Source organism: Devosia sp. 919 (genome assembly GCF_013185965.1).
Classification (GTDB): domain Bacteria; phylum Pseudomonadota; class Alphaproteobacteria; order Rhizobiales; family Devosiaceae; genus Devosia.
On sequence record NZ_JABAOL010000001.1, the window covers coordinates 1,388,380 to 1,414,241 of the forward strand.

Below are 25,862 nucleotides of genomic sequence, written 5' to 3' on the forward strand. Positions count from 1 at the left end.
GAAAAAGGCTTGTTGCTGCTGAGCGGGCATGACACGCAGGGCGGGATCACAAATTTCATTGGATCGTTGCGGGCAGGGCTCGAGGCCGGGGGGCAGACTTGCCGCAGCGCGGCGCTCTACCAGGCGTTCATCTCGCAGCCGGGAGCTTATGAGCAGGTGCTCGTGTGCAAGCGGCAGATGTCGCCGCTGGATTATGCGGGGGCGGTGTTCCGATTGCTGCGGCTGGTGCTGCGCGAGCGCCCCGCTGCGGTGGTGACGGTGATGCCGCTGGCGGGGGTCGCGGCGGGGCTCGTAAGCCTGCTCACCGGCACGCCGGTGATCGTGACCCACCACAGCCCGTATCGGGACAACGGGCGCATCGTGCGCTGGCTGGACCGGATGGTCGGGGGGCTGGGTGGATACCGGCAGATCGTCTGTGTGTCCCAGGCGGTGGCGGATAGTTTTGCCGGGCATTCCAAGGCTTGTCGCGCGCCGCTGCGGGTGATCGCCAACGGCGTGGCAGAGGTGCCGCCCGCGATGGGCCGGGCGCAGTGTTTTGCCCGGTTCGGCCTGCCGGCGGATAGGTCGGTCGTGCTCATGGCGGGGCGGTTGGCGCGGCAGAAGAATGTGCTGACGGCCGTCAAGGCAGTGGCGCGACTTGAGGGCATAGCTCTGGCGCTGGCCGGTGATGGCCCCCTGCGCGAGGAGGTGCGCCAGCTTGCGCAACAGTTGGGTGTGGCCGAGCGGGTGCATCTGCTGGGGCATCTGGATCATCACGACGTGGTCGACCTGACCTTTGCCTGCGACGCCTTTGTGCAGATCAGTTTCTTTGAAGGGCAGAGCCTCGCACTGCTGGATGCGGTGCGTGCCGGAACGCCGATTGTCGTCAGTGACATTGCGGTGCAACGAGAGGTGATCAAGACCCCGATCGGCGAACTGGCGGGTGTTACCTGCGACCCGCAGGACGCCGATGATGTGGCGCGCGCCATTGCCGAACTGTTGCGCGATCCCGCGCGACACCAGCAGCTGCGGGCGCAGTTAGCGTCACGGGTGCGCAGCGAAGCGCAGATGGTGGCGGATTACCGTGAGTTGTTGCAGCCTTTACTCGGCCAACAGGCGCATTCGTCCGTGGCCTGGGAAGGCGCGACCAGATGAGCGAGCCCGGCTCCCGCAAAAGGCTGCTGGCCGTATCGTCGAGCGGAGGCCATTGGCAGCAATTGCTGTTGCTTGGAGAGGCGTTTGCCGATTTCGACGTGGTTTATGCCAGCACAGTGGCCGAGAGCCGGCCGGCCGATGGCGGAACCAGCCTGAGGCTGCGCGAGGTCAACCGCACCCAGCCTTGGCTCGCCTTACCCGCCCTTTGGGAAGCGCTGCTGCTGGTGCGGGGGCTGCGGCCAGCGGTGATTGTCAGCACCGGAGCGGGGCCAGGCCTCCTGGTGCTGCTGGCGGGGCGACTGCTGGGCGTGCCCACTGTGTGGGTGGACAGTGTCGCCAATGCCGAGCGTCTGAGCATGAGCGGCTGGCTGGCGCGGCGCTTTGTGCAGCTCCATTGCAGCCAATGGGAGCACCTGGCAGACGAGGGCCGCACCAAGTTCCTGGGGCGAATGCTGTGATCCTCGTGACAGTTGGAACCCAGCTACCCTTTGACCGGCTGGTCGCGGCCGTGGACGAGCTGGCGCCGAGCCTTGGCGTACCCGTGTTCGGGCAAGTCGGCCGCGCGGCACACTTGCCCAGCAACATGGAATGGGCCCCTTTGCTTGCGTCCGACGAGTTCGCCCGCCGCTTTGCTGCCGCGAGCACGATCGTGGCCCATGCCGGGATAGGCACGGTGCTGATGGCACAGCGCTGGCGCAAGCCGATCATCCTCGTGCCCCGGCGCGCCGGGCTGGGTGAACATCGCAACGACCACCAGCTGGCAACCTGCTCCGAACTTGAAGGGCGGCCCGGCATCTATGTTGCGCGCCAAACAGCGGAACTGGCCGACTTGCTTGGCCAGCCATTGCTGCCCTCGGGCAACGAGGACGACGCAGACAACCGGCAAGGCTTGATTGAGGGGCTGCGCCAGCAATTGCGCCGATGGAGTTAGCCCGCTGCACCTTTGTGGCGCAGGACCGCTCCCCCGCTTTGCCTAGCCCTAAGCCAAGCCGGGGCGGCGCCGGTTAACCTGCTATCAGCGACCCTGTGGCATGGTTGGGGACGGCTTGGAGACCCCTGATGGGCGCAGCGGTTCGATTTGGGGTCACTTTGGCCTGCCTGGTGCTGCTTTATGCGCTGGCAGCCGGCGGCGGCTTGCGCTCCATCGATGCCGGCTTGCGCGATGTAAGGCTGGCGCTCAACGCCATGCCGGCCAGCGGCAGCACGGTGGTGGTCGATATCGACAGCGAAAGCCTGGCCGAGATCGGCGTTTGGCCCTGGCCGCGCAGCCTTTACGCCCAGGCGCTGGATCGGCTGGTCGAGGTCGGAGCCGCCGAGGTGGCCTTCGATATTGATTTCAGCAGCGCCAGCACGCCGGCCGAGGATCAGCAACTGGCCCAAGCACTCGAGCGCGCTGGTGGCTACGCCTATCTTGCGGCGTTCCAGCAGTTGAGTGGGGCAGAGGGGGAACTCGCCCTGTCCATGCCCATGGGGCCCTTGCTGGAGCAAGCAAGCCCAGTGCTGGTCAACGTATTTCTCGATTCATCGGGGCAGGCCAAGTCATTTCTGTCGCGCGTCGAAACGGATCAGGGTGAGGTACGGGCGCTGCCGGTGGAACTGGTTCCGAGTGGGCAAGCCCTGCCGCGCAGCGTCAACATCGATTTCAGCATCGATGCGCGCACCATTCCACGCATCCCCTTTGCCGATGTGCTGGCGGGACGGGCCGATCCGACACTGCTGCAGGGCAAGCAGGTGATCATCGGCGCGAGCGCCATTGAACTGCGCGACCTGTTTTCCATTCCCCGTTTCGGCATTGTCGCGGGGCCGGTGTTGCAGGCCGTTGCCGTCGAGACACTCAAATCGGGGCGCATCATCACCGATTTGCGGCTTGGCCCCTCTGCTATTGCGCTCGTCCTGATGGCGCTGGCCCTGCTGTTTCTGCGCTCGCGGTTGCGGTTGTGGCAGATCGGGCTCCTTGCGGCCGGGCTCGGTGCCGTTTGGGAAGTGGCGGCGCTCGTGACCTACCGCACCATGGCGGTGAGTTTTGATACCGGCTTTTTCCATGGCGGCATCGTGGTGTTGCTGGTGCTGGCTGTCGTGGACGAGGCCTTTATCCAATATCGGGGTCGCATCGCCGCCCTGCGCCGGCTGAGCCATCTGGCGCGCCATGACCAGACCACCGGGGCACTCTCGCGCGCCGGGCTGATCGAGGCGGCCGCGCCATGGGGCTTTGCGCCCAAGGCCGTGATCCTGGTGCGGGTGCAGCGCCTCAACCTGTTGCGCGCTTCGCTTGGGCACGAAGTGACCGACAGCCTGCTGCACGCCATCGGGGAGCGCCTGTCCGGCCAAGTGCCGGGGCTGGTCGGCTATGTGGCGGACGATAGTTTTGCCTGGGCCTACCGGCTGGAGCGCCCAGACATGGCGGTGATGGACGAGGCCTGCCGCAGCCTTTCGGCCCGGCTCGGCGGGATCTATGACACGATCGGTCACCGCATCCATGTCGAGGTCAGATGCGGTTATTCGGCTGGCCCGCTCAGCGTGGACGACCTGCTGAACCAAGCCGAAACGGCGCTGCTGCAAGCCGATGCGGAGCGCGCCCCCTTTGTGGGCTATAGCCCGACCGACCAGCAGCAGCTCGAGGAGCGGCGCCAGCTCGATCTCGATCTGCGCCATGCCGTTGAAGACGGGCAGCTCGAAGTGGTGTTCCAGCCCCAGATCGGCCTGCGCACCCGCACCATTGTAGGGGCTGAGGCGCTGCTGCGTTGGCGCCATCCGCAACTGGGGATGATTTCCCCGGCCCAGTTCATTCCCCTTGCCGAAGAAACCGGTCTTATCGTCGATCTCGGGCGCTGGATCCTCGAGGAAGCGTGCAGCCAGGCGATGGCCTGGCCCTGGGAAGGGCGGATGTCGGTCAATGTCTCGCCGGTGCAGCTGCAATTGTCGGATGTGCCGGCGATGGTGGCAGGCGCGCTGGTCCTTTCGGGCCTGCCGCCGAAACGGCTTGATATCGAGATCACGGAAAGCAGTCTTGTTGCGGGGATCGGCGGGATCATCCGCACCTTTGCCGCGCTCAAGGGGATCGGGGTCGATGTGGCGCTGGATGACTTCGGCACGGGCTATAGTTCGCTGAGCTATCTCAAGGACCTGCCTTTCGACAAACTCAAGATCGACCAGAGCTTTGTGCGCGCCATGGGCGATGGGGCGGCGGGCGACGTGATCGTTGCCAGCATTATCGGGCTGGGCCGCAGCCTGGGCAAAACCACCGTAGCCGAAGGCATCGAGGACGAAGCCGCGGCCAGCGCGCTTGCGGCAATGGGTTGCTCTATCGGGCAGGGCTATTATTTCGGCCGGCCCGTTGACGGGCCGACCATGCGCGCATTGGTGGAAACAAACCTGCCTTTGCCGCAGGCCGCCAGCGCCTAGGCGCCGATCAGCACGGCAAAGCCGTGCTTCGCCAGCGAGCCGGCGGCCCCGGCCGTGCCAGCTACGGGTTGGCCGGTCATGGCGTCGCGGTATTGACCGGGCGGCAGGGCCACCCCTGCTGCAGCCTGGCCGCCATGGCCCGGCGACAGATCGGCAATCACGACAAGGCGCTCGCTCCCATGGCTGCGGGCAAAGCCGAGCACCTGCTCGCTGCCGGTGGCGAGGGGCTCATAGTTGCCCCGGAGCAGGAGCTCGGGATGGGCCTTGCGCAACTGCAGGAGCGCCCTTGTCAGCACGATCTTGTCGTCGCCCGCGGCGCCCGGGCCAGCGGCAACCCGCGTCAGCCGCTCGCGCAATCCCGCAAAGTTGAGATCGCGCCGGTTGTCGGGGTCCACAAAGCTTTGCTCCCAATCTTCGGCGCCGCGATAGATATCGGGCACGCCGGGGACGGAAAGCTTGAGCGCCGCCTGGATCAGGCTTTTGCGCCGGCCGATATCGGCGAGCTGCTGCTGCACCTGCCGGAAGCTCGCAAGGAACGCCTCGTTGCGCAGCGCTGCCGCGACAAAGTCCTGAATGGCTTGCTCATAGGCTGGGTTGTTGACGCTCCAATCGCTGTGGAGCCGCGCTTCGCGCACCGATTTGAGCATGGCGGCCTGCAGGCGCTCGGTGAGGGTAGCGAGCGAGGGGGACTCGCTGCTATCGGCGGGGGGCCAGCCGCCCAGCAGCAGTTGCAGGAAGAGGTAGATGTCGTTGTTGTCGATGGCCGGCTCGGTGCTGTTCGCGAGCTGGTCGCGCCAGCCGAACACGGCGGCATCCCAGATTTCGGAGTGATCGGCGATGGCGCCGATATTGGCACGGGTGTCCTCGCCACGCTTGGTGTCGTGGGTCGAGGTGGTCAGCATGGTGGCGGGGTGATGGGCGAGCCGGCGCCGATTGGCATCGTGGAAGGCATCGATGCCGACTGAGAAATTTTGCGGATGCGCGCCCACTTCGTTGAGCGACACCAGCCGGTTGAAGCGATAAAGCGCCGTGTCTTCGAGGCCCTTGGCTATCACCGGGCCGGTATATTGCTGGAACTTGCCGAGCGCGCCCAGGGTCTCGGAGGGATCATACTGATGCGGCAGCCCGGCGGTGAGGAACTGGCCGAGAAAGTCAAAAAGCGAGGGATCGAAAAAGGGCTGCGACCGGCGCGCCTTGGCAACGGCATAGTTGATCTCGCGGATATCGCGCTCGTCGGCCTGGGGGCCATCGATATATGTGCGATAAACCTGCAGCCAGGCGATGATCTCGCGCAGGCCCTTGCGGATGGCGTTCTGCGTCAGGTCCCGGGTTTGCGGCACGGACTGGGCGACAAGGAATACGCGGTGGGCGAGGCTGAAGAGCTCGGCGGCGAGCTCATTGTCCATGACGCGCAGCTTGCACTCATAGGCTTCGGTGACGGGGTCGACGACATCGCCCTCGAAGCGCTCGTAGGTGGCGGAAAGCGGTGCTTCGGCGGCGGGATTGGTGAGGACGCGGGTAAGGAGGGCACCGAACTCGTAGCCCGTCGTGCCCTCGACGGGCCAATCGGCGCGCAGATCCTCGTGCGGGGCGAGGATCTTTTCGATCAGCAGATAGATGGGGCGCGGGGATGCGGCGCGCAGGTCTTCGAGATAGCCCTTGGGATCAAGCAGGCCATCGACATGGTCGATCCGCAGGCCGTCGACGTGGCCTTCCGCGACGAGGCCAAAGATCAGGGCGTGGGCGTGGTCGAACACGTCGGGCCGGTCGATGCGGATGGCGCCGAGGTCGGAATTGATGAAAAAGCGGCGATAGTTGATGTCGTCGGCGGCGGCGAGATAATGGACGAGCCGCCAGTGCTGGGTGGCAATGAGGCTATCGAGGGCGGCCCAGCTGCCGAAATGGCCCGGCTCGCCGTTGAGGGCGGCGATGGCAGCTTCGGGGGCGCCGTAATGGGCGAGGAGCTGCGCTTCGTCCTCGGGGCGGAGGGGGAGCTTGTGGGTGCCGTGCGCCCAGACGGCGAGGCCATCGCTGTCAGCCTTGAGCACGATCTCGCCCGCTTCAAGCGCCTGGGCGTAGGACGTGCCGAGGAACGGGACCATCAGCTTGCCCTCGAGCGCCGGGTTGGCGGGGGCCCAGTTGATGTCGAACCAGTCGGCATATTGGCTGCCGGGGCCGTGGCGGAGCACATCGAGCCAAAGCCAGTTATCGGCGCCACCCACGCCCATATGGTTGGGCACGAAATCAAGGAGGATGCCGAGGCCGGCGGCCCGCAGGGTCTGGGCGAGGTCGCGGAACTCCTCGATCGTGCCGATCTCGGGATTGATCAGCGTGTGATCGACCGTGTCATAGCCGTGGGTGCTGCCCGGCTGCGCCTTGAGGATAGGGGAGAGATAAGCGTGGCTGACGCCCAGATCGGCGAGATAGGGCACGAGAGCCTTGGCGTGGGCGAAGGTGAAGCCCTTGTTCAACTGCAGCCGATAGGTGGAAAGAGGAGTGGTGGAACTATCGCTCATGGGGCTCAACTGCTGGCGGCGCGGAGGGCGCGCGTCGGTGAAGGGGCCGCGGGGCCGGGGAAAGTGCCCCGGTCAACGGCCCTTGCCAACCTTTGTTCCCCGCTCAGGGATCGCGATAACCTAGCACTCTGAGCGTGAGATTGTCGGGGGTGACCGGGCGGTCAAACACCAGCGCCACCGGGCTTTGCGACTGGGCGGGGGCGTAATCAAGGGTCACGCTGCCGCTCACGGCGTCTTGCCCCGAACCCACAGTGCCTTCGATGCCCACTTCCGCAGCGGTGGCGTGGCCGAGATTGAGCACGGTGACATCAGCGACAAAGCCATCGGACGTTTGCCGAACGGCATCGAGCCGCAGCGTGAGCTCGGGATGGCTGCCGGTCTTGGTCAGGGCTTCCACCAGCAGAAAGCTGGCCAGCCCCAGAATAACGAGGGCCGACAGGGCGGCCAGGATCCACTCGATGGTGCCCGCTTTGCGGGCGGCGGGGGATGGGGGCTGGTTGCTGGCTTGGTCGGACACGGCGGGAGCCCCTTACAAAATCAGCCGCGCGGCGGCGGCGCCAATGGCGGCGGGAAAGCCCAGCACCACCAGAACCCCTAGTGCGGTGCTGAAGGAGAGGCCATCGAAGCGGCCAAAGGTCCAGAGCACATAGCAGGAGATGGCGAGCGCGATGGCATAGCCCACGGCGGTAAAGCGCAAAAAGGCGCTCCACCAGGGCGTGTCGGGGGTCGCTTCGCTGCCCTTGAACTCGGATGCAAAAACAAAGCCGTGCATGAGCAGCAGCGACAGGGCGATCAGCGCCAGCGACTGCCAATCAGTCATGCGAAAGGCGATGAGGATCATTTCCTCGGTGGGGGCAACATTGAGCCCGAGATAGAGCGAGCCGGCGGCCATGATCCCCAATTCGCTGCCATAGCTCTGTTCGCGCTCCTCCTCCTCGTCCTCGCTTTGCCCGAACTGGCTGCGGCCGAGCAGGGCGCCGAGAGCGGCGGGAATGGCATGGATGACGATCTTGCCCACAAGCTCGGGCGGGTTCATGCCCGGCCCGATAACCCCGAGCACGGCGAGCAGGATCGTGGTGCTGACGAGGCCAATGCCATAGGCAAGGGCGACATCGCGCAGATCCTCCTTCCAGCCCCAGGTGGCCTCAAAGCCGGAATAATGGGACAGGAACATCAGCATGGGCAGGCTGGAGGCCAGCAGGAGCAGCAAGCGCCAGCGATCCATGGCAAAGCCGAGCTCCCACATTTCCATGGTCATCAGCATGGGGAGCGAGAACACCAGCGCCCCGCCAAAGGCACGGCCAAGCCCGGTGACGAGATCGCGAAGCTCCTGGCCGCCCTCATCCGCCTTGTTGGCCGCTGCTGTGCTCATTCTGCTTACCCCGCGTCAGGCAGGCCGCCGCGGAAGCGGCGCTGGTAGTCGGCATCATAAAGGGCGCTGTCGCGAAAATCGTTGCTGGCAAGGGAGGGGCCGACAAAGATGATGGCAGTGCGCTCGATGGGATCGTCGGCCACTTGCGCGGCGATGGTGGACAGCGTGCCGCGCAGAATGCGTTCGCCCGGCCAGGAGGCATGCACGACAATGGCGACGGGGCAGTCGGGCCCGTAAAGCGGGGTGAGTTCAGCGACCACCCGCTCGAGCGCATGGATGGCAAGGTGAATGGCCAACGTCGCGCCCGTGGCGCCAAAGGCGGCGAGGGTTTCGCCCCCAGGCATGGGGGAGGCGCGGCCGGAAACGCGGGTCAGCACCAGGCTTTGCGCCTGGGCCGGAATGGTCAGCTCACGCCCAAGGCTCGCGGCTGCCGCGGCAAAGGCGGGCACGCCGGGGGTGAGCATATAGGGGATGGCGTGGCGATCGAGCCGACGCAACTGCTCGGCCACGGCGCTCCAGATGGAGAGGTCCCCCGAATGGAGCCGCGCCACATCAAGGCCCGCCGCGTGGGCGGTGATGTATTCGGCCTCGATGTCATCGAGGGAAAGGGATGCGGTGTCGACCAGCCGGGTGCCGGGGGTGCAGTAATCGAGCATCTCACGCGGCACGATGGAGCCGGCATAAAGGCAGACGGGGCAGCGGGCGAGGAGGTCGCGGCCGCGCACGGTGATGAGATCGGCAGCGCCGGGACCGGCGCCAATAAAGTGGACGGTCATGGCTTGCTCCAGCACCATTGCAGCAGCGGCATGGCCGGGCGCCAGCCGGTCATGGTGCCGATGGAAGAAGCGCGGCTGAGCTCGATGCGGGTGAGGCTGCCGCCATGGGCGGCGTGGTGGGCGAGCAAAATGGCTTCCATTTCGAGGGTGACAGCGTTGGCAACGAGCCGGCCACCGGAACGGAGCGCCGCTCGCGCTGTTTCGAGCGCGCCGGGATCGCTGCCGCCGCCGCCGACGAAGATGGCGTGCGGGGGCTCGAGACCCTCCAGCGCCGCGGGCGCGGCGCCTTCAACGAGCTGCAAGCCGGGCACGCCGAACTGGGCGGCGTTGTGCTTGATGCGCGCGCAACGCTCGGGATGGCTTTCGATGGCAATGGCGCGGAGAGTGGGATGGGCCAGCAGCCATTCAATGGCGATCGAGCCGGAGCCGGCGCCGATATCCCAAAGCAATTCGCCCTGTCGCGGGGCGAGGGTCGCGAGGGTCAGGGCGCGGATCTCGCGCTTGGTGATCTGCCCGTCATGCTCGAACAGTGCATCGTCGCGCCCGGGCACCAGCGGCAGGACGCGCGCTTCGGGCAGGGCGACGACCGAGATGGCCACGACATTGAGCGGATTGATGTCGGCGAGGGTGAAGGCGCTGGCGGGCTGGGATCGGACGCGCTCCTCGGGGCCGCCCAGAGCTTCGAGCACGGTGAGGATGGACAGGCCAAAGCCGCTCTCGTGCAGCAGCTGGGCGAGCTGGAGAGGGGAATCGCCGTCGGACGTGAGCGCCAGGATGCGCGCGCCGGGCTGCAGATGCGGGCGCAACAGATCCTGTGAGCGGCCATGCAGCGACAGGGTGGTGATCTCGCCCAGGGGCCAGCCGAGGCGAGCCGCGGCTAGGGTGAAGGCGGAAGGGTGGGGCAGGACCCGCATTTGGGCGGGGTCGATGCGGCGGGCGAGCGTGGCCCCGACGCCGAACTGAAACGGGTCGCCCGAAGCCAGCACGCAGACGGCCTTGCCGCGAGCGGCGACCACGGCATCGACGGACAGCGAGAAGGGGCTGAGCCAGGCTTGCTGTTCGCCCCTGATCAACGGGGCGGCAAGGCGCAGATGGCGTTCGCCGCCAAACACCAGTTCGGCCTGGCTGATGGCGGCTTTGGCCGCATCGCCGAGGCCCGCGATGCCGTCTTCGCCGATGCCGACAATGGTCAGCCAGCTCATCGGGGTCCCCCGGCGGAACGGGGCGAATAAACGATCGGCGTGCGGCCGGGCCGTTCGATAACGCGGGTTTCGGGCGAGCCGATGATGACGCAAGTGGCCATATCGGCGGTGCTGGCATCGGCATCGGCCAGGGTGACAAGGCGCAGCATCTCGTCGGGGCGGCCAGCGGCACGGCCAAAGATCACCGGGGTGCTCCAGGGCAGTACTTCGCGCAGGATGGCAAAGGCGGTGCCCAGCTGCCAGGGGCGGGCGCGGCTGATGGGATTGTAAAGCGCGATTACGAGCCCGGCGCCAGCAACGGCGCGAAGGCGCTGCTCGATCAGGGTCCAGGGCTTGAGATTGTCGGACAGGGAAATGGCGCAGAAATCATGGCCGAGCGGGGCGCCCATGCGAGCGGCGACGGCGAGCATGGCGGTGACACCGGGCACGATTTCGAGTTCCAGATGGCGCCAGGGCTCGGGGCCATCCTCGATGGCTTCGCACACGGCGGCGGCCATGGCGAAAACGCCTGGATCGCCACCTGAAACGACGCAGACCTTTTCTCCCGCGGCGGCGGCCTGAAGGGCGGCACGACTGCGGTCGAGTTCTTCGCGGTTATCGGAGGCGACGCGCTGCTGATCGGGGCGTAGCGACAGACGATCGAGATAGGGGCCATAGCCAAAGAACAGCCGGGCTTCGGCCACGGCCTTGAGCGCTTCGGGAGTGATCTGGTCGGGATTGCCGGGCCCGAGGCCGACGACGCTGATTTTGCCGGTCATGGCCGCTCGCTCCAGCCGGGGACCAGCACCAGGGCGAAATAGGGGGCGGTGTCGTCCGGCTTGTCGCACAGGCGCATGGACTGGCCGTTGCTCATCGTGCCGCGCTCCACATAAACCGCGGTTTCGAGCTTGCCCGCGGCGGCAATGGCGCGGCGGATCTTGGGCAGGTTGCGCCCGACCTTCATGATGACGGCGCCCTGCGTGTCGCCGAGGCGGCGCTCGAGTTCGGCTTCCTCGAGCGTGCCGGGCAGGACGGCCAGCACATCATCGCCCTGCACCAGCGGCAGGCCGGCCATCGACCAGCAGCCCGACATCGCGGTGATGCCGGGCACGACCTCGGTGGGGTAGCGATGGGCGAGGCGCACATGCAGATGCATATAGGAGCCGTAAAACAGCGGATCGCCTTCGCTCAGCACCGCAACCTTGCGCCCGGCATCGAGATGGGCGGCGATGCGCTCGGCCGCTTGGGCATAGAACTGCGCGGTGGCGGAGCGATAATCGGCGTGGTGGCGGTCGATCTCGGTGGTGACGGGATAAAGCAGGGCTTCCTCGTGCTGGGTGGGCGCAAGGAGATCGGCCACGATGGCGCGCGCATTGCTGCGATTGCCCGACTTGGCGAAATAGGCGACCACATCGGCGCCCTGGATGGCGCGCACGGCCTTGAGGGTCAGGAGTTCAGGATCGCCGGGGCCGGTGCCGACGCCGTAAAGGGTGCCGGTCATAGACCGGGCCTTGCCAGCGCGTTCAGCGCCGCAGCGGTGATGGCGCTGCCCCCGAGGCGGCCGCGCACGATGGCATAGGGCACGCCATAGGAGTGTTCGGCGAGCGCGGCCTTGGATTCGGCGGCGCCCACAAAGCCGACGGGCATGCCCAGGATCGCGGCGGGGCGGGGGGCGCCGTCGCGCAGCAGTTCGAGGAGGTGGAACAGCGCCGTCGGGGCATTGCCGATGGCGACCACGGCGCCAGCCAGGCGCTCGCCCCAAAGATGGAGCGCGGCGGCCGAGCGGGTGTTGCCGATCTCCTGGGCGATAACGGGCGTCTGCGGATCGCGCAGGGTGCAGAGCACCGGATTGTTGGCGGGCAAGCGGGCCGCAGTGACGCCGCGCACCACCATTTCGGCATCGCATAGAATGGGGGCGCCGGCTTCGAGCGCGCCGCGGGCGGCCTCGACAAAGCCAGGGCCAAACTCGAAATGCTCGGCGGCTTCCACCATGCCGGCGGCATGGATCATGCGCACGGCGAGTTCCGCCTCATCGGGGGTGAAGCGGCGCAGATCCGCTTCGGCGCGGATGATGGCGAAGGACTGCCGGTAAATGGCGTCCCCCGCTTTTATGTAGTCGTATTCGATCATGGCAGGTGGGGTCCAAGAGCGGCGGCGATGCGCACCGGGCCAAGCGCGGCCAGAACCGCGGCGCTGGTTTGGCCAGGCGCGCGATGCGCATGGAGAAGGCCGGCAAGGCGGGCAAAAGCCGCGCTGGCATCGGCATGGGGGATGAGGAGCAGGGGTGCGTCGCTGGCGCGGCCCGATAGCACCACCGCCCAGCCGCCGGGCTGGGCGACGAGCGTGATGTCGGCTGGCCGCGGATGGGCGCAACCCTTGGGGCAGCCCGAAACATGGAGGGTCGCGGTGCCATCAAAGAGGGTCGGGAGCGCGTCGAGCAGCTGCGATGCCAAGGCGCGGCTGGTGGCAAAGCCCGAGGCGCAACCCTCATTGCCGATGCAGGCATGGGCACCAAGGCGCGGATCGGCGGGATTGGTGAGGAGGCCCAGCGCTGCGGCGGCGCGCCCGAAGGCGGCGAGCGCGGTGGGGGCGCCCAGGGCGAGGAGGGCGTGGCCAGGAGCAAGGCGCAGTTCGGTAATGCCGGCAGATGTGGCGTGCTGCGCGAGGGCGGCGAGCACGGGGGCGGCGATGCTGCCAAAGGGCAGGGCGACGGGGAGGGCCGCGCCATCGCGCACGGGAATGAGGCCGGCGAGCGGCGGGGGCGCGGGAAGGGGGGCCGGTGAGGAGAGCCGGGTGGCGAGTTCGGCCTGGATCGCGGCGGGATCGAGATCGCGGGCGCGGGCGGCGGGGCCCAGCTCGGCCAGGCGCTGCAGGATCAGGCTGGTGGCGGGGAGCGCAGCGGTGGTCGCGAGGGTGCCGAGCGGGGTCTTGCCCAGCGCCAGCAGCCAGCGATCGGCATCGAGGGCGGTGAGGCGCAGATCGGCGCCGAGGCGCGCCAGAGTGATGGCGCCGCCGCCATCCACCACGACGGTGACCTTGGGGCCGAGGCGGGGGGCGAGCGGGGCGGCCGCGACGCGGATGGCGGTTGCGAGGGGGCGCGGATCGGCGTGTTCGGTGGGATCAAGGCCGGCAAGGGGCGGGGTTTCCACGACGAGGCCGGTTTCGATGGGCAGGAACGCTTCGATGGCCTCGGCAAAGCGGGGCGCGGAATGCTCGGAAAGGCCCCGCACCTGCAGATTGCCGCGGGCGGTGATTTCGAGCTGGCCATTGCCGTGCCGGGCGGCGAGTTCGGCGATGCGGACCAGCTGAGCGGGACTGACACGCCGCTCGGGCAGGCGCAGGCGCGCGAGGAGCCCGTCGCCGGTTGCCATGGGCTGGCGCAGGCTGGGGCAGGCACCGCGGCGCGCGGGCGCTTGGGGGTCAGTGATGGGCAGCAGCTGGAGCAAGTTCGGGCTTCGTGTTGCGTGAAGCCCTGTCCTTATACGATCCCTCGGGCGGCACAAAGCGCTCTATGGTTCGCGTTGTCGCAGCAGGTAGATATCCATGATCCAGCCATGTCGCGCGCGGGCGGCCCGGCGCGTCTCGATGATGGTGTCGCGCACGTCGCCCAGGCGGCCGGCAATGGTGAGCTGGTCGGGGGTGCCGAGATAGGCGCCCCAGAAGATCTCGAGCTCCGGATCGGCATGGATAAAGGCGGTTTGCCCGTCGAGCATGACGACGCTGTCGCCCCCAAGGCCCGATTCGGCGAGGCGGCGGCCGGTGGTGATCTGGACGGGCTCGCCGATGCGATTAAGGGCAATAGCATGGGCTGAGGTCAGCGCCTGGATGGAGGTGATGCCGGGGATGACTTCGACGTGGAAGGTTTCGGGCTGGGGCAATTGCGCGATGATGCGCAGGGTGCTGTCGTAAAGCCCCGGATCACCCCAGACGAGAAAGGCGCAGGCGCCGCCATCGGGCACATGGGTGGCAATGAGCTCGGCGAAGATGCCGGCGAGCGTGGCGTGCCATTCCGCGACGGTCTGCCCGTAATCGGAGCCGCTGCGGCGGGTGGGGACGCGATAGGGCACGAGCGTGGGCTGCTCGAGATAGCGCTCGCAGATCTCGCGCCTGACCTGGGCGAGTTCGGCCTTGTCCTCGCCCTTGTCGGGGATGAAGAGGGTGCCGGCGCGCTGGAGGGCATTGATCGCCTGCACGGTCAGGTGCTCGGGATTGCCGGTGCCGATGCCCACAAGGATAATGGTTTTCACGCGCGTTCTCCTGGCTGTGGGGGAGATGGCATGAAGGGGCGGGGCGAACAAGCCACCGCGTCCGCGCGGCTGGGGAACGGGGCTTGACCTTCCCATGTTGGAACGCCGCATAGCTCGTGCCCCGATCAATCAGGAGGTTTGAAAATGAAGTGTCTGGCTCTTTCCCTGTGCGTGGCTGCGGCCTTGAGCCTGCCGGTGGGGGCGCAGGATCATGCCGGCCATGGCATGGCTGGCGGCGACAGCCCGGCAACCGAAGCCTTCAAGGCGGCCAATATGCGCATGCACGAGGCGATGGACCTCGACTATAGCGGCGACGCCGATGTGGATTTCGTGCGCGGCATGATCCCACATCACCAAAGCGCGGTGGAGATGGCGCAGATCGTGCTCGAGCATGGCAGCGATCCCGAGATCAAGGCGCTGGCCGAAAAGATCATCGCCGACCAGGAAGGCGAGATCGCCCAGATGCAGGAATGGCTGGCCAAACACGGCCACTGACATAAGCAAGGGCCACGCTCCGGGAGCGTGGCCCTTGATGGTTATACGGGCTCGGGGGTGTAGCCGGCTTCGCGAATGGCGGCTTCCGCCCTGGCGCGGTCGCCGGTGAAGCTGACGCGGTGGGTATCGAGATCAACGGCGATCTCGGCGCCGGGGAGCGCTTCCTCGAGCGCCTTGCGCACGGTACCCACGCAATGGGCGCAGCTCATATCCTCGACGCGCAGAGTGGTTGTTTGGCTCATTTCAATGTCCTTTCACGGGTTGCGGCCCGGCCAGATCATCGAGGATCGGGCAATTGGGCCGGTCGTCGCCGCCGCAGCAGTGAACGAGATGCTTGAGCGTCCCCACCATGCCCTGCAGTTCGGCAATCTTGGTTTCGAGGTCGGCGATATGGGCCGAGGCGACCGCCTTGACCTCGGCACTGGCGCGGCTCTTGTCCTGCCAGAGGCTGAGGAGGCGGCTGGTTTCCTCGACGGAAAAGCCCAGGGTGCGGGCCCGCTTGATGAAGCGCAGCACATGCACCTGATCGGGGTCATAAACGCGGTAATTGCTGTCAGTGCGCCCGGGCGGCTCGATGAGGCCGATGGACTCGTAGTAGCGGATCATCTTGGCCGAAACGCCTGAGGCCTGGGCGGCTTCCCCGATATTCATGGGTTCACTCCTTGCAGGATCGCGGGGCGCACGGTGCGCAGCCGCTGGGCGTTGCCCACCACAAAAACGCTGGAAAGCGCCATGGCACCAGCCCCGATCATGGGCGACAGCAGGATACCAAAGCTCAGATACAGCACGCCTGCGGCGACCGGGATCAGGATCACGTTATAGGCGAAGGCCCAGAACAGGTTTTCGCCGATATTGCGCATGGTGGCGCGGCTGATGGTGAGGGCATTGAGCACCCCTTTGAGATCGCCGCCCAGCAAAACGACATCGGCGCTTTCGATGGCGACATCGGTGCCGGTGCCCACGGCAATGCCGATATCGGCAGCGGCAAGGGCGGGCGCATCGTTGATGCCATCGCCGACAAAGGCGATCTTGCGATTGCCACTGCGCAGCGAATTGATGGCATCGACCTTGCCGGCGGGCAGGATTTGGGCGCGCACTTCATCGATCCCGAGCTGGTCGGCAATGGCCTGGGCCGTGCGCTGGTTGTCGCCCGAGATCATGGCCGTGCGGATGCCCATGCGGTGCAGTTCGGCGATCACCGCCTTGCTGGTGGGGCGGGCCCGATCGGCCACGGCGGCAACGGCCGCCAGCTTGCCATCGACGCCAACCAGAATGGGCGTCTTGCCCTGGCCGGCCAGTTCGGCGAGCTGATCGGCAAAGGGCGTCTGGTCGATATCGGGCAGCTGGCCAGCATTGCCGACCAGCACCTTACGAGCGCCCACGACGCCGCTGATGCCATGGCCGGCCGAAGACGCGAACTGCTCGGCATCGGCGATGGGCAGGCCGCGCTCGGTTGCAGCGGCAACGATGGCGCGGGCAATGGGGTGTTCGGAGTGATGTTCCACCGCCGCCATCAGGGCCAGCACTTCGGCCTCGGCAAAGCCCGGGGCGACCACGAGATCGGTCAGCACCGGACGCCCTTCGGTCAGGGTGCCGGTCTTGTCAAAGGCGATCATCTCGACGTCGCGCAGGCTTTGCAGCGCTTCGCTGCGGCGGAACAGGACACCCAGTTCAGCGGCCCGGCCGGTGCCCACCATGATCGAGGTGGGGGTGGCCAGACCCATGGCGCAGGGGCAGGCAATGATGAGAACGGCCACGGCATTGACGAGGCCATAGAGATAGCCGGGCTCGGGACCCCAAAGCAGCCAGACCACAAAGGTCGCGAGGGCTGCCGCCATCACGGCGGGCACGAACCAGAAGGTGATGCGGTCAACCAGCGCCTGGATGGGGAGCTTGCCGCCCTGGGCGTCCTCGACCATGCGGATGATCTGGGCCAGCATGGTATCGGCCCCCACCTTGGTGGCGCGGAAGGTGAAGCTGCCTTCGCCATTGACCGTGCCGCCCACCACACTGGCGCCTTCGGCCTTGCTCACCGGAATGGGCTCGCCCGAGATCATGGATTCATCGACATGGCTTTGCCCGCCCACGATCTCGCCATCGACGGCGATCTTTTCGCCGGGGCGTACCAGAAGGATATCGCCGACGACCACCTGATCGATGGGCACTTGCACAAAGCTGCCATTGCGCTGCACCTGGGCGGTCTTGGCCTGTTGCTGCACCAGCCGGGCAATGGCGGCGCCAGTGCGGCCCTTGGCTAGTGCTTCAAGGAGCCGGCCAAGCAGGATCAGCGTCACGATCACGGCCGCCGCTTCGAAATACACATAGCGGCTGGTGGCCGGCACGAGCCCGGGCGCGAAGGTAACGACGGTGGAATAAAGATAGGCCGCGCCCGCCCCTAGAGCGACGAGTGAATTCATCTCGGGGGCGCCGCGCAACAGGGCTGGAATGCCATGCGCAAAAAAGCGGCGTCCGGGGACGAAGAGCACAATGGTGGTGATGACAAAATAGGCGATGTAGAGCCACTGGGTGGGCACCAGATGCATCACCGCCATGTGCATGCCGGGGATCAGGTGGCTGCCCATTTCGAGCACGAACATCGGCGCGGTCAGGACCGCGGCAAGGATCACGTCGCGCCGGAGCACGGCGGCGTCCTCGTCATGGTGGTGGCCGGCATGGCTGCTGCGCTGTTCGGGCGCGGGCTGGCCGGAATAGCCGGCCTTGGTTATGGCGGCGAGAACGGGCTCGAGTTGCGCATCGGGAGTGAGCTCGACAGTGGCGCGCTCGGTGGCGAGATTGACGGAAGCTGCCTTGACGCCGGGGGTCTTGAGCAATGCGCGTTCCACCCGCGCCACGCAGGAGGCGCAGGTCATGCCTTCGATATCGATGGAAACGGGTCGGGTTTGGAGTGCCTGGTCGGTCATGATTTTCACCTCGTCCCACCCCATGTAGGGCTTCCCATCGTGGGAAGGTCAAGGGCTTCTGCCGCTTTCGCGCCATCAGAATGAATGGATTGTGAAGCCCGTGCTCATTTTGTTTGCACCTAGTGCATAAGAGGTGTGCAGCAAGGCGCGGTTCTCATCAGCCGGGGGTGCCACTACATAAGGCTCAGCAAAAGAGAGGACCCCAAGAAAATGAACATCCGTCAGTCGATCCGCAACTATGTCCAGTACCAGCGCACCCTGCGCGAGCTGAACTCGCTTGACGCTCGCCAGCTCAATGATTTGGGCATTACCAAGGGCGACATCAAGAACATTGCGCAGGGCAAGGGCTTCTAAGCTCTTTCCAGCAGCAGTCGAAGAAGAAGGCGTCCACTTGGGCGCCTTTTGTCTTTTCAGGAACTAGCGGATGAGGTCGGCGGTCTTGCCGCCCAGGGCCCTGACCAGATCGTCCGGCGCCAGATTGATCTGCAGCCCGCGCTGGCCGCCATTGAGATACACCCGGTCCTGCAGAGCAACCAGTTCCTCAACGCAAGTGGGCACGGCCTTGCGCTGCCCAAAGGGGCTGATGCCCCCGACCTTGTAGCCGGTGAGGCGCTCGGCCACAGCCGGCTTCATCATCTGCGCGGTCTTGCCGCCAAAGGCGGCGGCAAGTTTTTTCATGTTCACTTCCTCGTCCGACGGGACGACAACACAGACCGGCTTGCCATCCACCTCCGACATCAGCGTCTTGAACACGCTGCCGGGATCGACGCCCATGGCTTCGGCCGCCTGCAAACCAACCCGCTCGGCATCGGGATCGTAAGCGTAGGTCGCGAGCTCGAAAGGGATGCCGGCTTTGAGGAGGGCTGCGGTGGCGGGCGTGGTCTTGGACATGGAGCCGAGTTTACCGCTCCCATATCGGCTGGCAAGCGGGCCTAGCGCGGACAATGATCGCTCAGAATGGTTTCGGCGCCGATGTCGCGCAGCAGATGGGGCGAGGCGTTGAGCAGATCGAGGGTGACGCGGCGCCGGCGCCGGCGGATCAACCAGTTGCGCAGCGGATTCCATGGGCGGCGCGGGGCCGGATCGCGCGCTTCTTCGCAGCTTGAAACAACACTCATGGCATAACCAGCCTTATGCGGCTGCCTCCGGGGTGATCGAGATAGCCGCGATTATTGCTGGCGGGTGGGCGCGCTTCCAACTAAAGCTGCCAAGGCTTCCATAAGGAGGTTTGATGCATGACCCCGTTGCCACCCCTGCCGGCGATCCGCGCCTTCGAGGCCGTGGCGCGCCATTTGAGCTTTACCCGCGCAGCCGAGGAACTGGGCATGACCCAGGCCGCCGTAAGCTACCAGATCCGCATTCTCGAGGAGCGGGTGGGCACGCCCCTATTCCTGCGCAAGCCACGCCGGATCGAGCTCAGCCAAACCGGGGCGCAGCTGGCGCCTGAAGTGGCCAAGGGCTTTGCGGTGCTGCGGGCGGCTTTTGCCGAACTGGGCGGACGGGTCGACGCCACGCTCGCGATCAGCGCGGTGCCCACTTTTGCCAGCCAGTGGCTGGCGGCCAATCTCGGGCTGTTCCAGGTCGGGCATCCCGATATCGCGGTGCGCATCGAAAGCGCGCCCGAGATCATCGATTTTGCCGGCACCGAGATCGATGTGGCGATCCGCGCCACCGGGCGGATGGCGCCGGGACTGGTGGCGCATGGGCTGACGAAGGTGGAATATGCCCCGATGCTGCATCCGCGGCTGGTGGAGGAATATGGGGTGCGCGAACCCGCCGATCTGCTGCGGGTGCCCCAGATCACCCCCGATGACCCGTGGGTCGCGGCCTGGTTCAAGCGGGCAGGGGTGGCGGTGCCGCCCGCGCCCGAGCGGCCCTTTGCCCGGCTGGGCTTTCAATCTATGGAAGCGGTGGCCGTGATGGCCGGGCGGGGCGTCGCCATGCTGACGCCCCAGTTCTACCCCGAGGAAATCCGCGCCGGCCGTATGGTGCAGCCCTTTTCGACCGTGGGCTGGGACGGGCACTACTACTATCTCGTTTACCCCGAAGCGCGGCGCAACAACCCCAAGATCCGCGCCTTTCGCGACTGGATCCTCGAGGCAACCGCGCCGCTGCGGGCGCTCGAGCAGAGCTAGACGATGCCGCCCGAGCCGCCTTCCACCGCCGGGCGGATGGCGGCAACTTTGGCGCGATAGCCAGAGGCCCGGTAGGCGCCGAGGAGGTCGATGGCGCCGCCCGCTTCGAGGCGGGCCATGGCGAGGATCGGCTCCACATCGGTGCGATAGGCGAGGCGCAGGGCCTGGGTGGCGCCCAGCGCGTCGTTGCCCTGCTGCGCCTGTTCGAGTGCCGCGCGATCCACAAGGAGTGCCTGGGCATAGGCGCGCTGCACATCGGCGGCCGACAGCATCAGCGATTCGATGGGGTCGGTGACGTTGTGGGATTGGTCGAGCATGTGGGCGGGGCGAAAGTCGGGGTGGCGCGCTTCGGCATCCACCAGCTCGTTGAAGACGAGGAACAGGCGGTAGGGATCGATCGAGCCGGCATCGAGGTCGTCGTCGCCATATTTGCTGTCGTTGAAGTGAAAGCCCCCGAGCTTGCCGAACTGGGCGAGGCGCGAAACGATCATTTCGATATTGGTGTTGGGCGCATGGTGGCCGAGATCGACGAGGCAGAAGGCCTTGTCGCCCAGTTCGGTGGCGATGAGGTAATTGGTGCCCCAATCCTGCACGACCGTTGAATAAAAAGCTGGCTCATACATCTTGTGTTCGGTGTAGACGCGCCAGTCAGCGGGAAGGGCGGCATAGATCGCCTTCATGGCATCGAGATAATGCTCGAACTGGGTGGCGAAATTGACCTGGCCGGGGAAGTTGGAGCCGTCGCCGATCCAGACGGTGAGGGCCTTGGACCCAAGGGTCTGGCCGATCTCGATGCATTCAAGATTGTGCTCGATGGCTTGCTGCCGGGTGGCCGGGTCGGCCGCCGAGAGCGAGCCGAACTTGTAGCTTTGCAGCTGGCCGCGGGCGTCCGAGAAGGTGTTGGAGTTCATCGCATCAAAGCCGAGGCCGAAGCGGCTGGCAGCCTGCTTGAGGCGGTTGGGATCGGCTTTGTCCCAGGGGATGTGAAGCGAGACGGTGCGGGTGGCCTGGGTCAGCTGGGCAATGACGGCGCAGTCTTCGAGCTTGTCGAAGATATCGCGCGGCTCGCCCTGGCCGGGGAAGCGGGCAAAGCGGGTGCCGCCGGTGCCGACGCCCCAGGAGGGCACGGCGATGTTGAAGGCGGCGACCTTGTGCTTGACGGCCTCAATCGAGATGCCGCGTCGGTCGAGCCGCTCGCCGAGTGAATCGTAGTCGGCCCGCAGATCGGCTTCGCGTCTGGCGTTGTCGGCTTCGATCGCGGTGGGGTCGATGATGTGATCGGTCATTTGTTGTGCCTCCCCTGCGACCCCCTCCCTCGGTCCCGCCCCTCAAGGGGGAGGGAAGGGCAGGAGCCGCGTGTTTTGTTGTTTTTGTTCTGCGTGAATCAGCGCGTAAAGGACTGGGCGTTGCCGGCGTCGACATTGAGGATGTTGCCGGTGGATTTAGCCGAGGCTTCGCTGGCAAAGAAATAGATGGCTTCGGCGATGTCTTCGGGGAAGACGGAGCGTTTGAGCAGCGAGCGCTGGCGGTACATGTCCTCGAGGCCCTCCTTGTCGGTCTTGTAGGTTGAGGCGCGCTGTTCGAGCCATTCGCCGGCCCAGATTTTCGAGCCGCGCAACACGGCGTCGGGATTGACGACATTGACGCGGATCTGCGCTTCGGCGCCCTCGAGGGCAAGGCAGCGGGCGAGGTGGATTTCGGCGGCTTTCGCGGTGCAATAGGCCGCTGCATTGGGGGAAGCGGCTAGGCCGTTCTTGGAGGCGACAAAGACCACATTGCCCCCGATCTTTTGGGCGCGGAACAGGCGGAAGGCCTCGCGCGAGACGAGGAAATAGCCGGTGGACAGGATGTCCATGTTGCGGTTCCAGAGCTCGAGCGTCGTGTCCTCGATGGGCGCGGAGGAGGCGAGGCCGGCATTGGAGACGAGGATGTCGAGGCCGCCGAATTCCACCACGGCATGGGCAAATCCTGCGATCACCTGGTCTTCGCGGGTGACGTTGATGTTGACGGGGCGTACAAAGTCGGTGCCGAACGCGCCCGACAGTTCGGCGGTGGCGGAGTCTAGCGCGGCCTGGTCGATATCGGCGAGGACGACGCAGGCGCCTTCGCGCAGCAGCCGGGCGGCGGTGGCCTTGCCGATGCCGCCGGCGCCGCCGGTGACGAGCGCGATCTTGCCAGCCAGGGACTTGGGCTTGGGCAGGCGCGCAAGCTTGGCTTCTTCGAGGAGCCAATATTCGATGTCGAAGGCCTCCTGCTCGGGCAGGCCTTGGTATTCAGAGACGGTCGAGGCGCCGCGCATGACGTTGATCGCGTTGACATAAAACTCGCCCGAAATGCGGGCGGTCGCCTTGTCCTTGGCGAAGGTGAACATGCCCACGCCCGGCATCAGATAGACCACGGCATTGGGGTCGCGCATCGCCGGGGAATTGTCGTGCTTGCAGCGCTCGTAATAAGCGGCGTAGTCGGCGCGATAGGCGGCGATCTGGTCGCCAAGGCCGGCGATAACGGCGTCGATATCGGGGTTGGTAGGATCGAAATCGATCACCAGAGGCCGAATTTTGGTGCGCAGGAAGTGGTCGGGGCAGGAGGTGCCCAGCGCCGCGAGCGGGCGCAGATTGTTGGAGTTGACGAATTCCAGCACGGCCGGGGAATCGTCGAAATGGCCGAGCTTATGGCTGTCTTCGGAAATGAAGCCGCGGATTTTCGGCATCAGGCGCGCGGCGATGGCGCGGCGCTGTTCGGACGGCAGAGCCTGGACGGCCGCGCCACCAAAGATGGTCTTGCCCGCGGTTTGCGCTTCGAACCACTCGATCGCCTGGTTGATGATGGCGATGGTGGTTTCGTAGCATTCCCGAGGGGTGTCGCCCCAGGTGAAGAGGCCGTGGGACTCGAGGATCACTCCCTTGGCATTGGGGTTTTCTTCGCAGAACTTGCCCAGCCACAGGCCAAGCTCGAAGCCCGGCTTTTTCCAGGGCAGCCAGCCGATCGTGTCGCCGAAAATCTGGCGCGTGAGTTCGCGCGAGTTTTTCGAAGCCGCGATGGCGATGATGGCGTCGGGGTGCATGTGATCCACAAAGGGATGGTTCACATAGGCGTGGAGCGGGGTGTCGATCGAGGCGGCGCGCGGGTTGAGGTTGAAGGTGGCATGGGGGAGATAGCCCACCATTTCGTCCTCGAACTCGACCCCGCGGTAGAGGTTCTTGAGAGCCCGCAGCTTGTCCATATACAGGGTGGCAAAGCCTTCGAGCTTGATCGAGGCGCTGTCCCCGCCCGAGCCCTTGACCCAAAGCACCTCGACCACCTCGCCGGTGAGGGGATCCTTTTGCATGATCTTGGAGGAGGTATTGCCGCCGCCATAATTGGTGACCCGCTTGTCGCTGCCCAAAATGTTGGAGCGGTAAACCAGCCGCTCGGGCTCGCTCATGGCGGCGGCCTTGGCATCATCCCATAAATTCTGGAGGCGCTTGGGGGCGGGGGCGGACATGGGGTTCCTCTCAGATCGGGCAAAACTCCTGCCGAACTGGCCATGATTGAAATGCGCTGTCAATCACAAACGATCAGCAGCAAGCAGAACTGCGCAATGATGAGTAATTCAGGTGGGTCAATGATTGACACTGATTGAAAAGCGCGCAAGGAATGCTGACGGGAGGAGTGCTGCCGTGCATGAAACAGAGCGCCATAGAGTCATCGGGGCTGCGCTGCGGACGCGTTCCTTCGTGAGCGTGGCTGAACTCTGCGACGTCACCGGCGCTTCGGAAGCCACGATCCGCCGGGACATTGCGGCGCTCCATCTGAGCGGGCAGTTGCGGCGGGTGCGGGGTGGCGCGGAAGCGGTCAACCCGCCCGAGGAAGGCGCGCTGATAGGGCGACCCTTCTCTGTCAATGAAACGCTCAATATCGCGCAAAAGCAGGCAATCGCCCGGGCAGCAGCCCAGCTTTGCCGCGACGGCGAGCCGATCATCATCAATGGAGGCACCACGACCTATCAGATGGTGCATCATCTGACGGGCAAGCGGCTGACCGTGTTCACCAACAGCTTCGCCATTGCCGAGCACCTGATCCACAATTCGCGCAACAGCGTGGTAATTCCGGGCGGCACCATCTATCGCGATCAAAACGTGATCCTGTCGCCCTTTGGTGGGGTGGTGGCCTCGCATTTCTACGCCAAGCGCATGTTTATCGGCTGCCAGGGAATTGGCGAGCACGGGCTGATGGAAGCCGACCCGATGGTCGTGCAATCCGAACTGGCGCTGATCGGGCAGGCCGAGGAGCTGATCGTGCTCGCCGATTCATCGAAGTTTTCGGGCCGCTCGAGCCTGATCCTGTGTGAACTCAACAAGATCGCCGCGGTGATCACCGACAGCGGCATCCGTGACGAAGACCGCCAGATGCTCGAAACAGCCGGCGTGCGGTTGATCGTGGCCGAAACAACTACTCAGGTCCAAGCGCAATCCAGCAGGGCCTGAGCCAACAATTAGCTGATATCAAAGCATTCCAGGGAGGGAATACCGCATGAAACTGATCAAGATCCTGGCCGCATCCACGGCTGTCGCCGTGCTGCTCGCCGCACCAGCCTATGCCCAGACGCGCATTGCGCTGGTGGTCAAATCGCTCGGCAACGGCTTTTTCGATGCCGCCAACAAGGGCGCGCAGGAAGCGGCCGCCGAACTGGGCGATGTCGAGGTGATCTATACCGGCCCAACCGCCGCCACGGCCGAAGCGCAGATCGAAGTGGTCAATTCGCTGATTGCCCAGCAGGTCGATGCCATCGCCATTTCGGCCAATGACCCAGATGCGTTGGTGCCGGCACTGCAGCGCGCCATGCAGCGCGGCATCAAGGTGGTGAGCTTTGACTCAGGCGTTGCCGAGGAAGGCCGCCAGATCCACCTCAACCCGTCCGACACCGCGCTGATCGGGGAAACCATCATCAAGCTGGCCGCCGATCACCTGCCCGAGGGCGGCGATGTAGCGATCTTGTCGGCCGCATCCACCGCCACCAACCAGAATGCCTGGATCGAGGCGGCCAAGGCGGCACTGCCCGAGAAATTCCCCAATATCAATCTCGTCGCGACGGTTTACGGCGATGATGACTCGGTCAAATCCACCGAGGAAGCCAAGGGCCTGATCGCCGCCCATCCCGACCTCAAGGCCATTATTGCCCCCACTACGGTGGGTGTTGTCGCGGCGGCCCAGGTGGTGACCGACCAGAACCTGATCGGCAAGATCAATGTGACGGGCCTCGCGCTGCCCTCCGAATTCAAGCAGTTCATCGACAATGGCGCGTCCCAGGCCGTGGCGCTGTGGAACCCCATCGATCTGGGCTATTCGGCGGTGATGCTGGCCGACCAGCTGATCGATGGCAAGGAAGCGGCGCCGGGCGAAACATTCTCCATCGGCCGGGTCGGGGAAGTCACGCTCGACGACACCAACGCGGCGGCGATGGCGGTGCCGTTCCAGTTCGACAAGACCAATATCGAAGAGTTCTCCAAGATCTATTGAGCTCCGTGCGCGCACGGCGATAGCACCCCGTCAAGGGCAGGGTGGCTGCAGTCTGCCCTCCGTCCCCCCTTGAGGGGAGGGCCGGGGTGGGGGTTCTTCAGTGATCACCAGCCGAACCCCTCCCTCGATCCCTCCCCTCAACGGGGAGGGAAGCACAAAGCCGGTGGTTCCGCGCATGGCGGGT

The 25,862-nt window shown here is 65.7% G+C and carries 26 protein-coding genes; 9 read left to right on the forward strand and 17 right to left on the reverse strand.

All coding sequences use genetic code 11. From position 1 onward, the window contains the following. Nucleotides 1-9 precede the first annotated feature (9 nt). The 4 genes from HRQ64_RS06675 (at nt 10) to HRQ64_RS06690 (ending at nt 4,536) form a co-directional block, all read left to right on the forward strand. The gene (locus HRQ64_RS06675) at nt 10-1,134 is read left to right on the forward strand and encodes a glycosyltransferase family 4 protein (protein WP_172122692.1); all 1,125 of its coding nucleotides are present in this window, start codon (nt 10-12) and stop codon (nt 1,132-1,134) included. Beyond that, nucleotides 1,131-1,592, forward strand: coding sequence for a glucuronosyltransferase (locus HRQ64_RS06680; protein WP_172122693.1), 462 nt, complete (start codon nt 1,131-1,133; stop codon nt 1,590-1,592). The genes HRQ64_RS06675 and HRQ64_RS06680 overlap by 4 nt, the downstream gene beginning before the upstream one ends. Then, nucleotides 1,589-2,065 carry a glycosyltransferase gene (locus tag HRQ64_RS06685; RefSeq protein ID WP_172122694.1) on the forward strand — a complete coding sequence of 159 codons (477 nt, stop codon included), beginning with the start codon at nt 1,589-1,591 and terminating at the stop codon, nt 2,063-2,065. The genes HRQ64_RS06680 and HRQ64_RS06685 overlap by 4 nt, the downstream gene beginning before the upstream one ends. Before the next feature lie 128 nt (nt 2,066-2,193). Next, nucleotides 2,194-4,536: an EAL domain-containing protein gene (locus tag HRQ64_RS06690; RefSeq protein WP_172122695.1), complete on the forward strand. Its 2,343-nt coding sequence runs from the start codon at nt 2,194-2,196 to the stop codon at nt 4,534-4,536. Here HRQ64_RS06690 and treY read toward each other — a convergent pair. The 10 genes from treY to cobF all read right to left on the reverse strand — a co-directional run bounded on the left by treY (nt 4,533) and on the right by cobF (nt 14,628). Further along, entirely contained in the window at nt 4,533-7,052 is a 2,520-nt protein-coding gene (treY, locus tag HRQ64_RS06695) for a malto-oligosyltrehalose synthase (RefSeq protein WP_172122696.1), read from the reverse strand. The genes HRQ64_RS06690 and treY overlap by 4 nt on opposite strands. Before the next feature lie 103 nt (nt 7,053-7,155). Then, nucleotides 7,156-7,569 carry a hypothetical protein gene (locus HRQ64_RS06700; protein WP_172122697.1) on the reverse strand — a complete coding sequence of 138 codons (414 nt, stop codon included), beginning with the start codon at nt 7,567-7,569 and terminating at the stop codon, nt 7,156-7,158. A 12-nt stretch (nt 7,570-7,581) separates the two neighbouring features. Continuing rightward, the gene (locus tag HRQ64_RS06705; protein WP_172122698.1) at nt 7,582-8,424 is read right to left on the reverse strand and encodes a TIGR02587 family membrane protein; all 843 of its coding nucleotides are present in this window, start codon (nt 8,422-8,424) and stop codon (nt 7,582-7,584) included. Nucleotides 8,425-8,429: 5 nt separating this feature from the next. Continuing rightward, nucleotides 8,430-9,200 carry a precorrin-4 C(11)-methyltransferase gene (gene cobM / locus HRQ64_RS06710; protein WP_172122699.1) on the reverse strand — a complete coding sequence of 257 codons (771 nt, stop codon included), beginning with the start codon at nt 9,198-9,200 and terminating at the stop codon, nt 8,430-8,432. Continuing rightward, nucleotides 9,197-10,402 (reverse strand): precorrin-6y C5,15-methyltransferase (decarboxylating) subunit CbiE, encoded by a 1,206-nt coding sequence (gene cbiE, locus HRQ64_RS06715; RefSeq protein ID WP_172122700.1) that lies wholly within the window; start codon nt 10,400-10,402, stop codon nt 9,197-9,199. Before cbiE ends, cobM begins: the two co-directional genes overlap by 4 nt. Next, complete coding sequence (locus HRQ64_RS06720) at nt 10,399-11,160, reverse strand: precorrin-3B C(17)-methyltransferase (protein WP_172122701.1); 762 nt, start codon at nt 11,158-11,160, stop codon at nt 10,399-10,401. The genes cbiE and HRQ64_RS06720 overlap by 4 nt, the downstream gene beginning before the upstream one ends. After that, complete coding sequence (locus tag HRQ64_RS06725; protein ID WP_172122702.1) at nt 11,157-11,882, reverse strand: precorrin-2 C(20)-methyltransferase; 726 nt, start codon at nt 11,880-11,882, stop codon at nt 11,157-11,159. Before HRQ64_RS06725 ends, HRQ64_RS06720 begins: the two co-directional genes overlap by 4 nt. Beyond that, a complete protein-coding gene (locus HRQ64_RS06730) occupies nt 11,879-12,511 on the reverse strand; it encodes a precorrin-8X methylmutase (protein ID WP_172122703.1) in 633 nt (210 codons plus the stop codon). The genes HRQ64_RS06725 and HRQ64_RS06730 overlap by 4 nt, the downstream gene beginning before the upstream one ends. Further along, complete coding sequence (gene cobG, locus HRQ64_RS06735; protein ID WP_172122704.1) at nt 12,508-13,827, reverse strand: precorrin-3B synthase; 1,320 nt, start codon at nt 13,825-13,827, stop codon at nt 12,508-12,510. Before cobG ends, HRQ64_RS06730 begins: the two co-directional genes overlap by 4 nt. Nucleotides 13,828-13,890: 63 nt before the next feature. After that, on the reverse strand, nt 13,891-14,628 hold the full coding sequence (gene cobF, locus HRQ64_RS06740) for a precorrin-6A synthase (deacetylating) (protein WP_172122705.1): 738 nt from the start codon (nt 14,626-14,628) through the stop codon (nt 13,891-13,893). A 144-nt stretch (nt 14,629-14,772) separates the two neighbouring features. Here cobF and HRQ64_RS06745 point away from each other — a divergent pair, with 144 nt between their 5' ends. Continuing rightward, nucleotides 14,773-15,123: a DUF305 domain-containing protein gene (locus tag HRQ64_RS06745; protein ID WP_172122706.1), complete on the forward strand. Its 351-nt coding sequence runs from the start codon at nt 14,773-14,775 to the stop codon at nt 15,121-15,123. A gap of 41 nt (nt 15,124-15,164) precedes the next feature. On the opposite strand, the gene HRQ64_RS06750 is transcribed toward HRQ64_RS06745, so the two are convergent. The 3 genes from HRQ64_RS06750 to HRQ64_RS06760 are packed head-to-tail and all read right to left on the reverse strand — an operon-like array spanning nt 15,165 to nt 18,044. Further along, the gene (locus HRQ64_RS06750; RefSeq protein WP_172122707.1) at nt 15,165-15,365 is read right to left on the reverse strand and encodes a heavy-metal-associated domain-containing protein; all 201 of its coding nucleotides are present in this window, start codon (nt 15,363-15,365) and stop codon (nt 15,165-15,167) included. Between the two features lies 1 nt (nt 15,366). Beyond that, a complete protein-coding gene (cueR, locus tag HRQ64_RS06755) occupies nt 15,367-15,774 on the reverse strand; it encodes a Cu(I)-responsive transcriptional regulator (protein ID WP_127752323.1) in 408 nt (135 codons plus the stop codon). Then, nucleotides 15,771-18,044: a heavy metal translocating P-type ATPase gene (locus HRQ64_RS06760; RefSeq protein WP_172122708.1), complete on the reverse strand. Its 2,274-nt coding sequence runs from the start codon at nt 18,042-18,044 to the stop codon at nt 15,771-15,773. The genes cueR and HRQ64_RS06760 overlap by 4 nt, the downstream gene beginning before the upstream one ends. Before the next feature lie 210 nt (nt 18,045-18,254). Here HRQ64_RS06760 and HRQ64_RS06765 point away from each other — a divergent pair, with 210 nt between their 5' ends. After that, nucleotides 18,255-18,398, forward strand: a complete 144-nt coding sequence (locus tag HRQ64_RS06765) for a DUF1127 domain-containing protein (protein ID WP_127752325.1) — start codon at nt 18,255-18,257, stop codon at nt 18,396-18,398. Nucleotides 18,399-18,461: 63 nt separating this feature from the next. Here the strand turns inward: HRQ64_RS06765 and ybaK are convergent, their stop codons facing one another. Both ybaK and HRQ64_RS06775 read right to left on the reverse strand, forming a co-directional pair. Further along, nucleotides 18,462-18,935, reverse strand: coding sequence for a Cys-tRNA(Pro) deacylase (gene ybaK, locus HRQ64_RS06770; RefSeq protein WP_172122709.1), 474 nt, complete (start codon nt 18,933-18,935; stop codon nt 18,462-18,464). Between the two features lie 41 nt (nt 18,936-18,976). Further along, the gene (locus tag HRQ64_RS06775; RefSeq protein ID WP_172122710.1) at nt 18,977-19,162 is read right to left on the reverse strand and encodes a hypothetical protein; all 186 of its coding nucleotides are present in this window, start codon (nt 19,160-19,162) and stop codon (nt 18,977-18,979) included. A gap of 117 nt (nt 19,163-19,279) precedes the next feature. On the opposite strand from HRQ64_RS06775, the gene HRQ64_RS06780 reads away from it, so the two are divergent. Then, nucleotides 19,280-20,179 carry a LysR substrate-binding domain-containing protein gene (locus tag HRQ64_RS06780; protein ID WP_172122711.1) on the forward strand — a complete coding sequence of 300 codons (900 nt, stop codon included), beginning with the start codon at nt 19,280-19,282 and terminating at the stop codon, nt 20,177-20,179. Here HRQ64_RS06780 and rhaI read toward each other — a convergent pair. Further along, a complete protein-coding gene (gene rhaI, locus HRQ64_RS06785; RefSeq protein ID WP_172122712.1) occupies nt 20,176-21,465 on the reverse strand; it encodes an L-rhamnose catabolism isomerase in 1,290 nt (429 codons plus the stop codon). The genes HRQ64_RS06780 and rhaI overlap by 4 nt on opposite strands. Before the next feature lie 98 nt (nt 21,466-21,563). Next, the gene (locus HRQ64_RS06790; protein WP_172122713.1) at nt 21,564-23,663 is read right to left on the reverse strand and encodes a bifunctional rhamnulose-1-phosphate aldolase/short-chain dehydrogenase; all 2,100 of its coding nucleotides are present in this window, start codon (nt 23,661-23,663) and stop codon (nt 21,564-21,566) included. A gap of 175 nt (nt 23,664-23,838) precedes the next feature. On the opposite strand from HRQ64_RS06790, the gene HRQ64_RS06795 reads away from it, so the two are divergent. Both HRQ64_RS06795 and rhaS read left to right on the forward strand, forming a co-directional pair. Continuing rightward, complete coding sequence (locus HRQ64_RS06795) at nt 23,839-24,645, forward strand: DeoR/GlpR family DNA-binding transcription regulator (protein WP_172122714.1); 807 nt, start codon at nt 23,839-23,841, stop codon at nt 24,643-24,645. Between the two features lie 46 nt (nt 24,646-24,691). Then, nucleotides 24,692-25,678 carry a rhamnose ABC transporter substrate-binding protein gene (rhaS, locus tag HRQ64_RS06800; RefSeq protein WP_127752332.1) on the forward strand — a complete coding sequence of 329 codons (987 nt, stop codon included), beginning with the start codon at nt 24,692-24,694 and terminating at the stop codon, nt 25,676-25,678. Nucleotides 25,679-25,862: the final 184 nt, after the last annotated feature.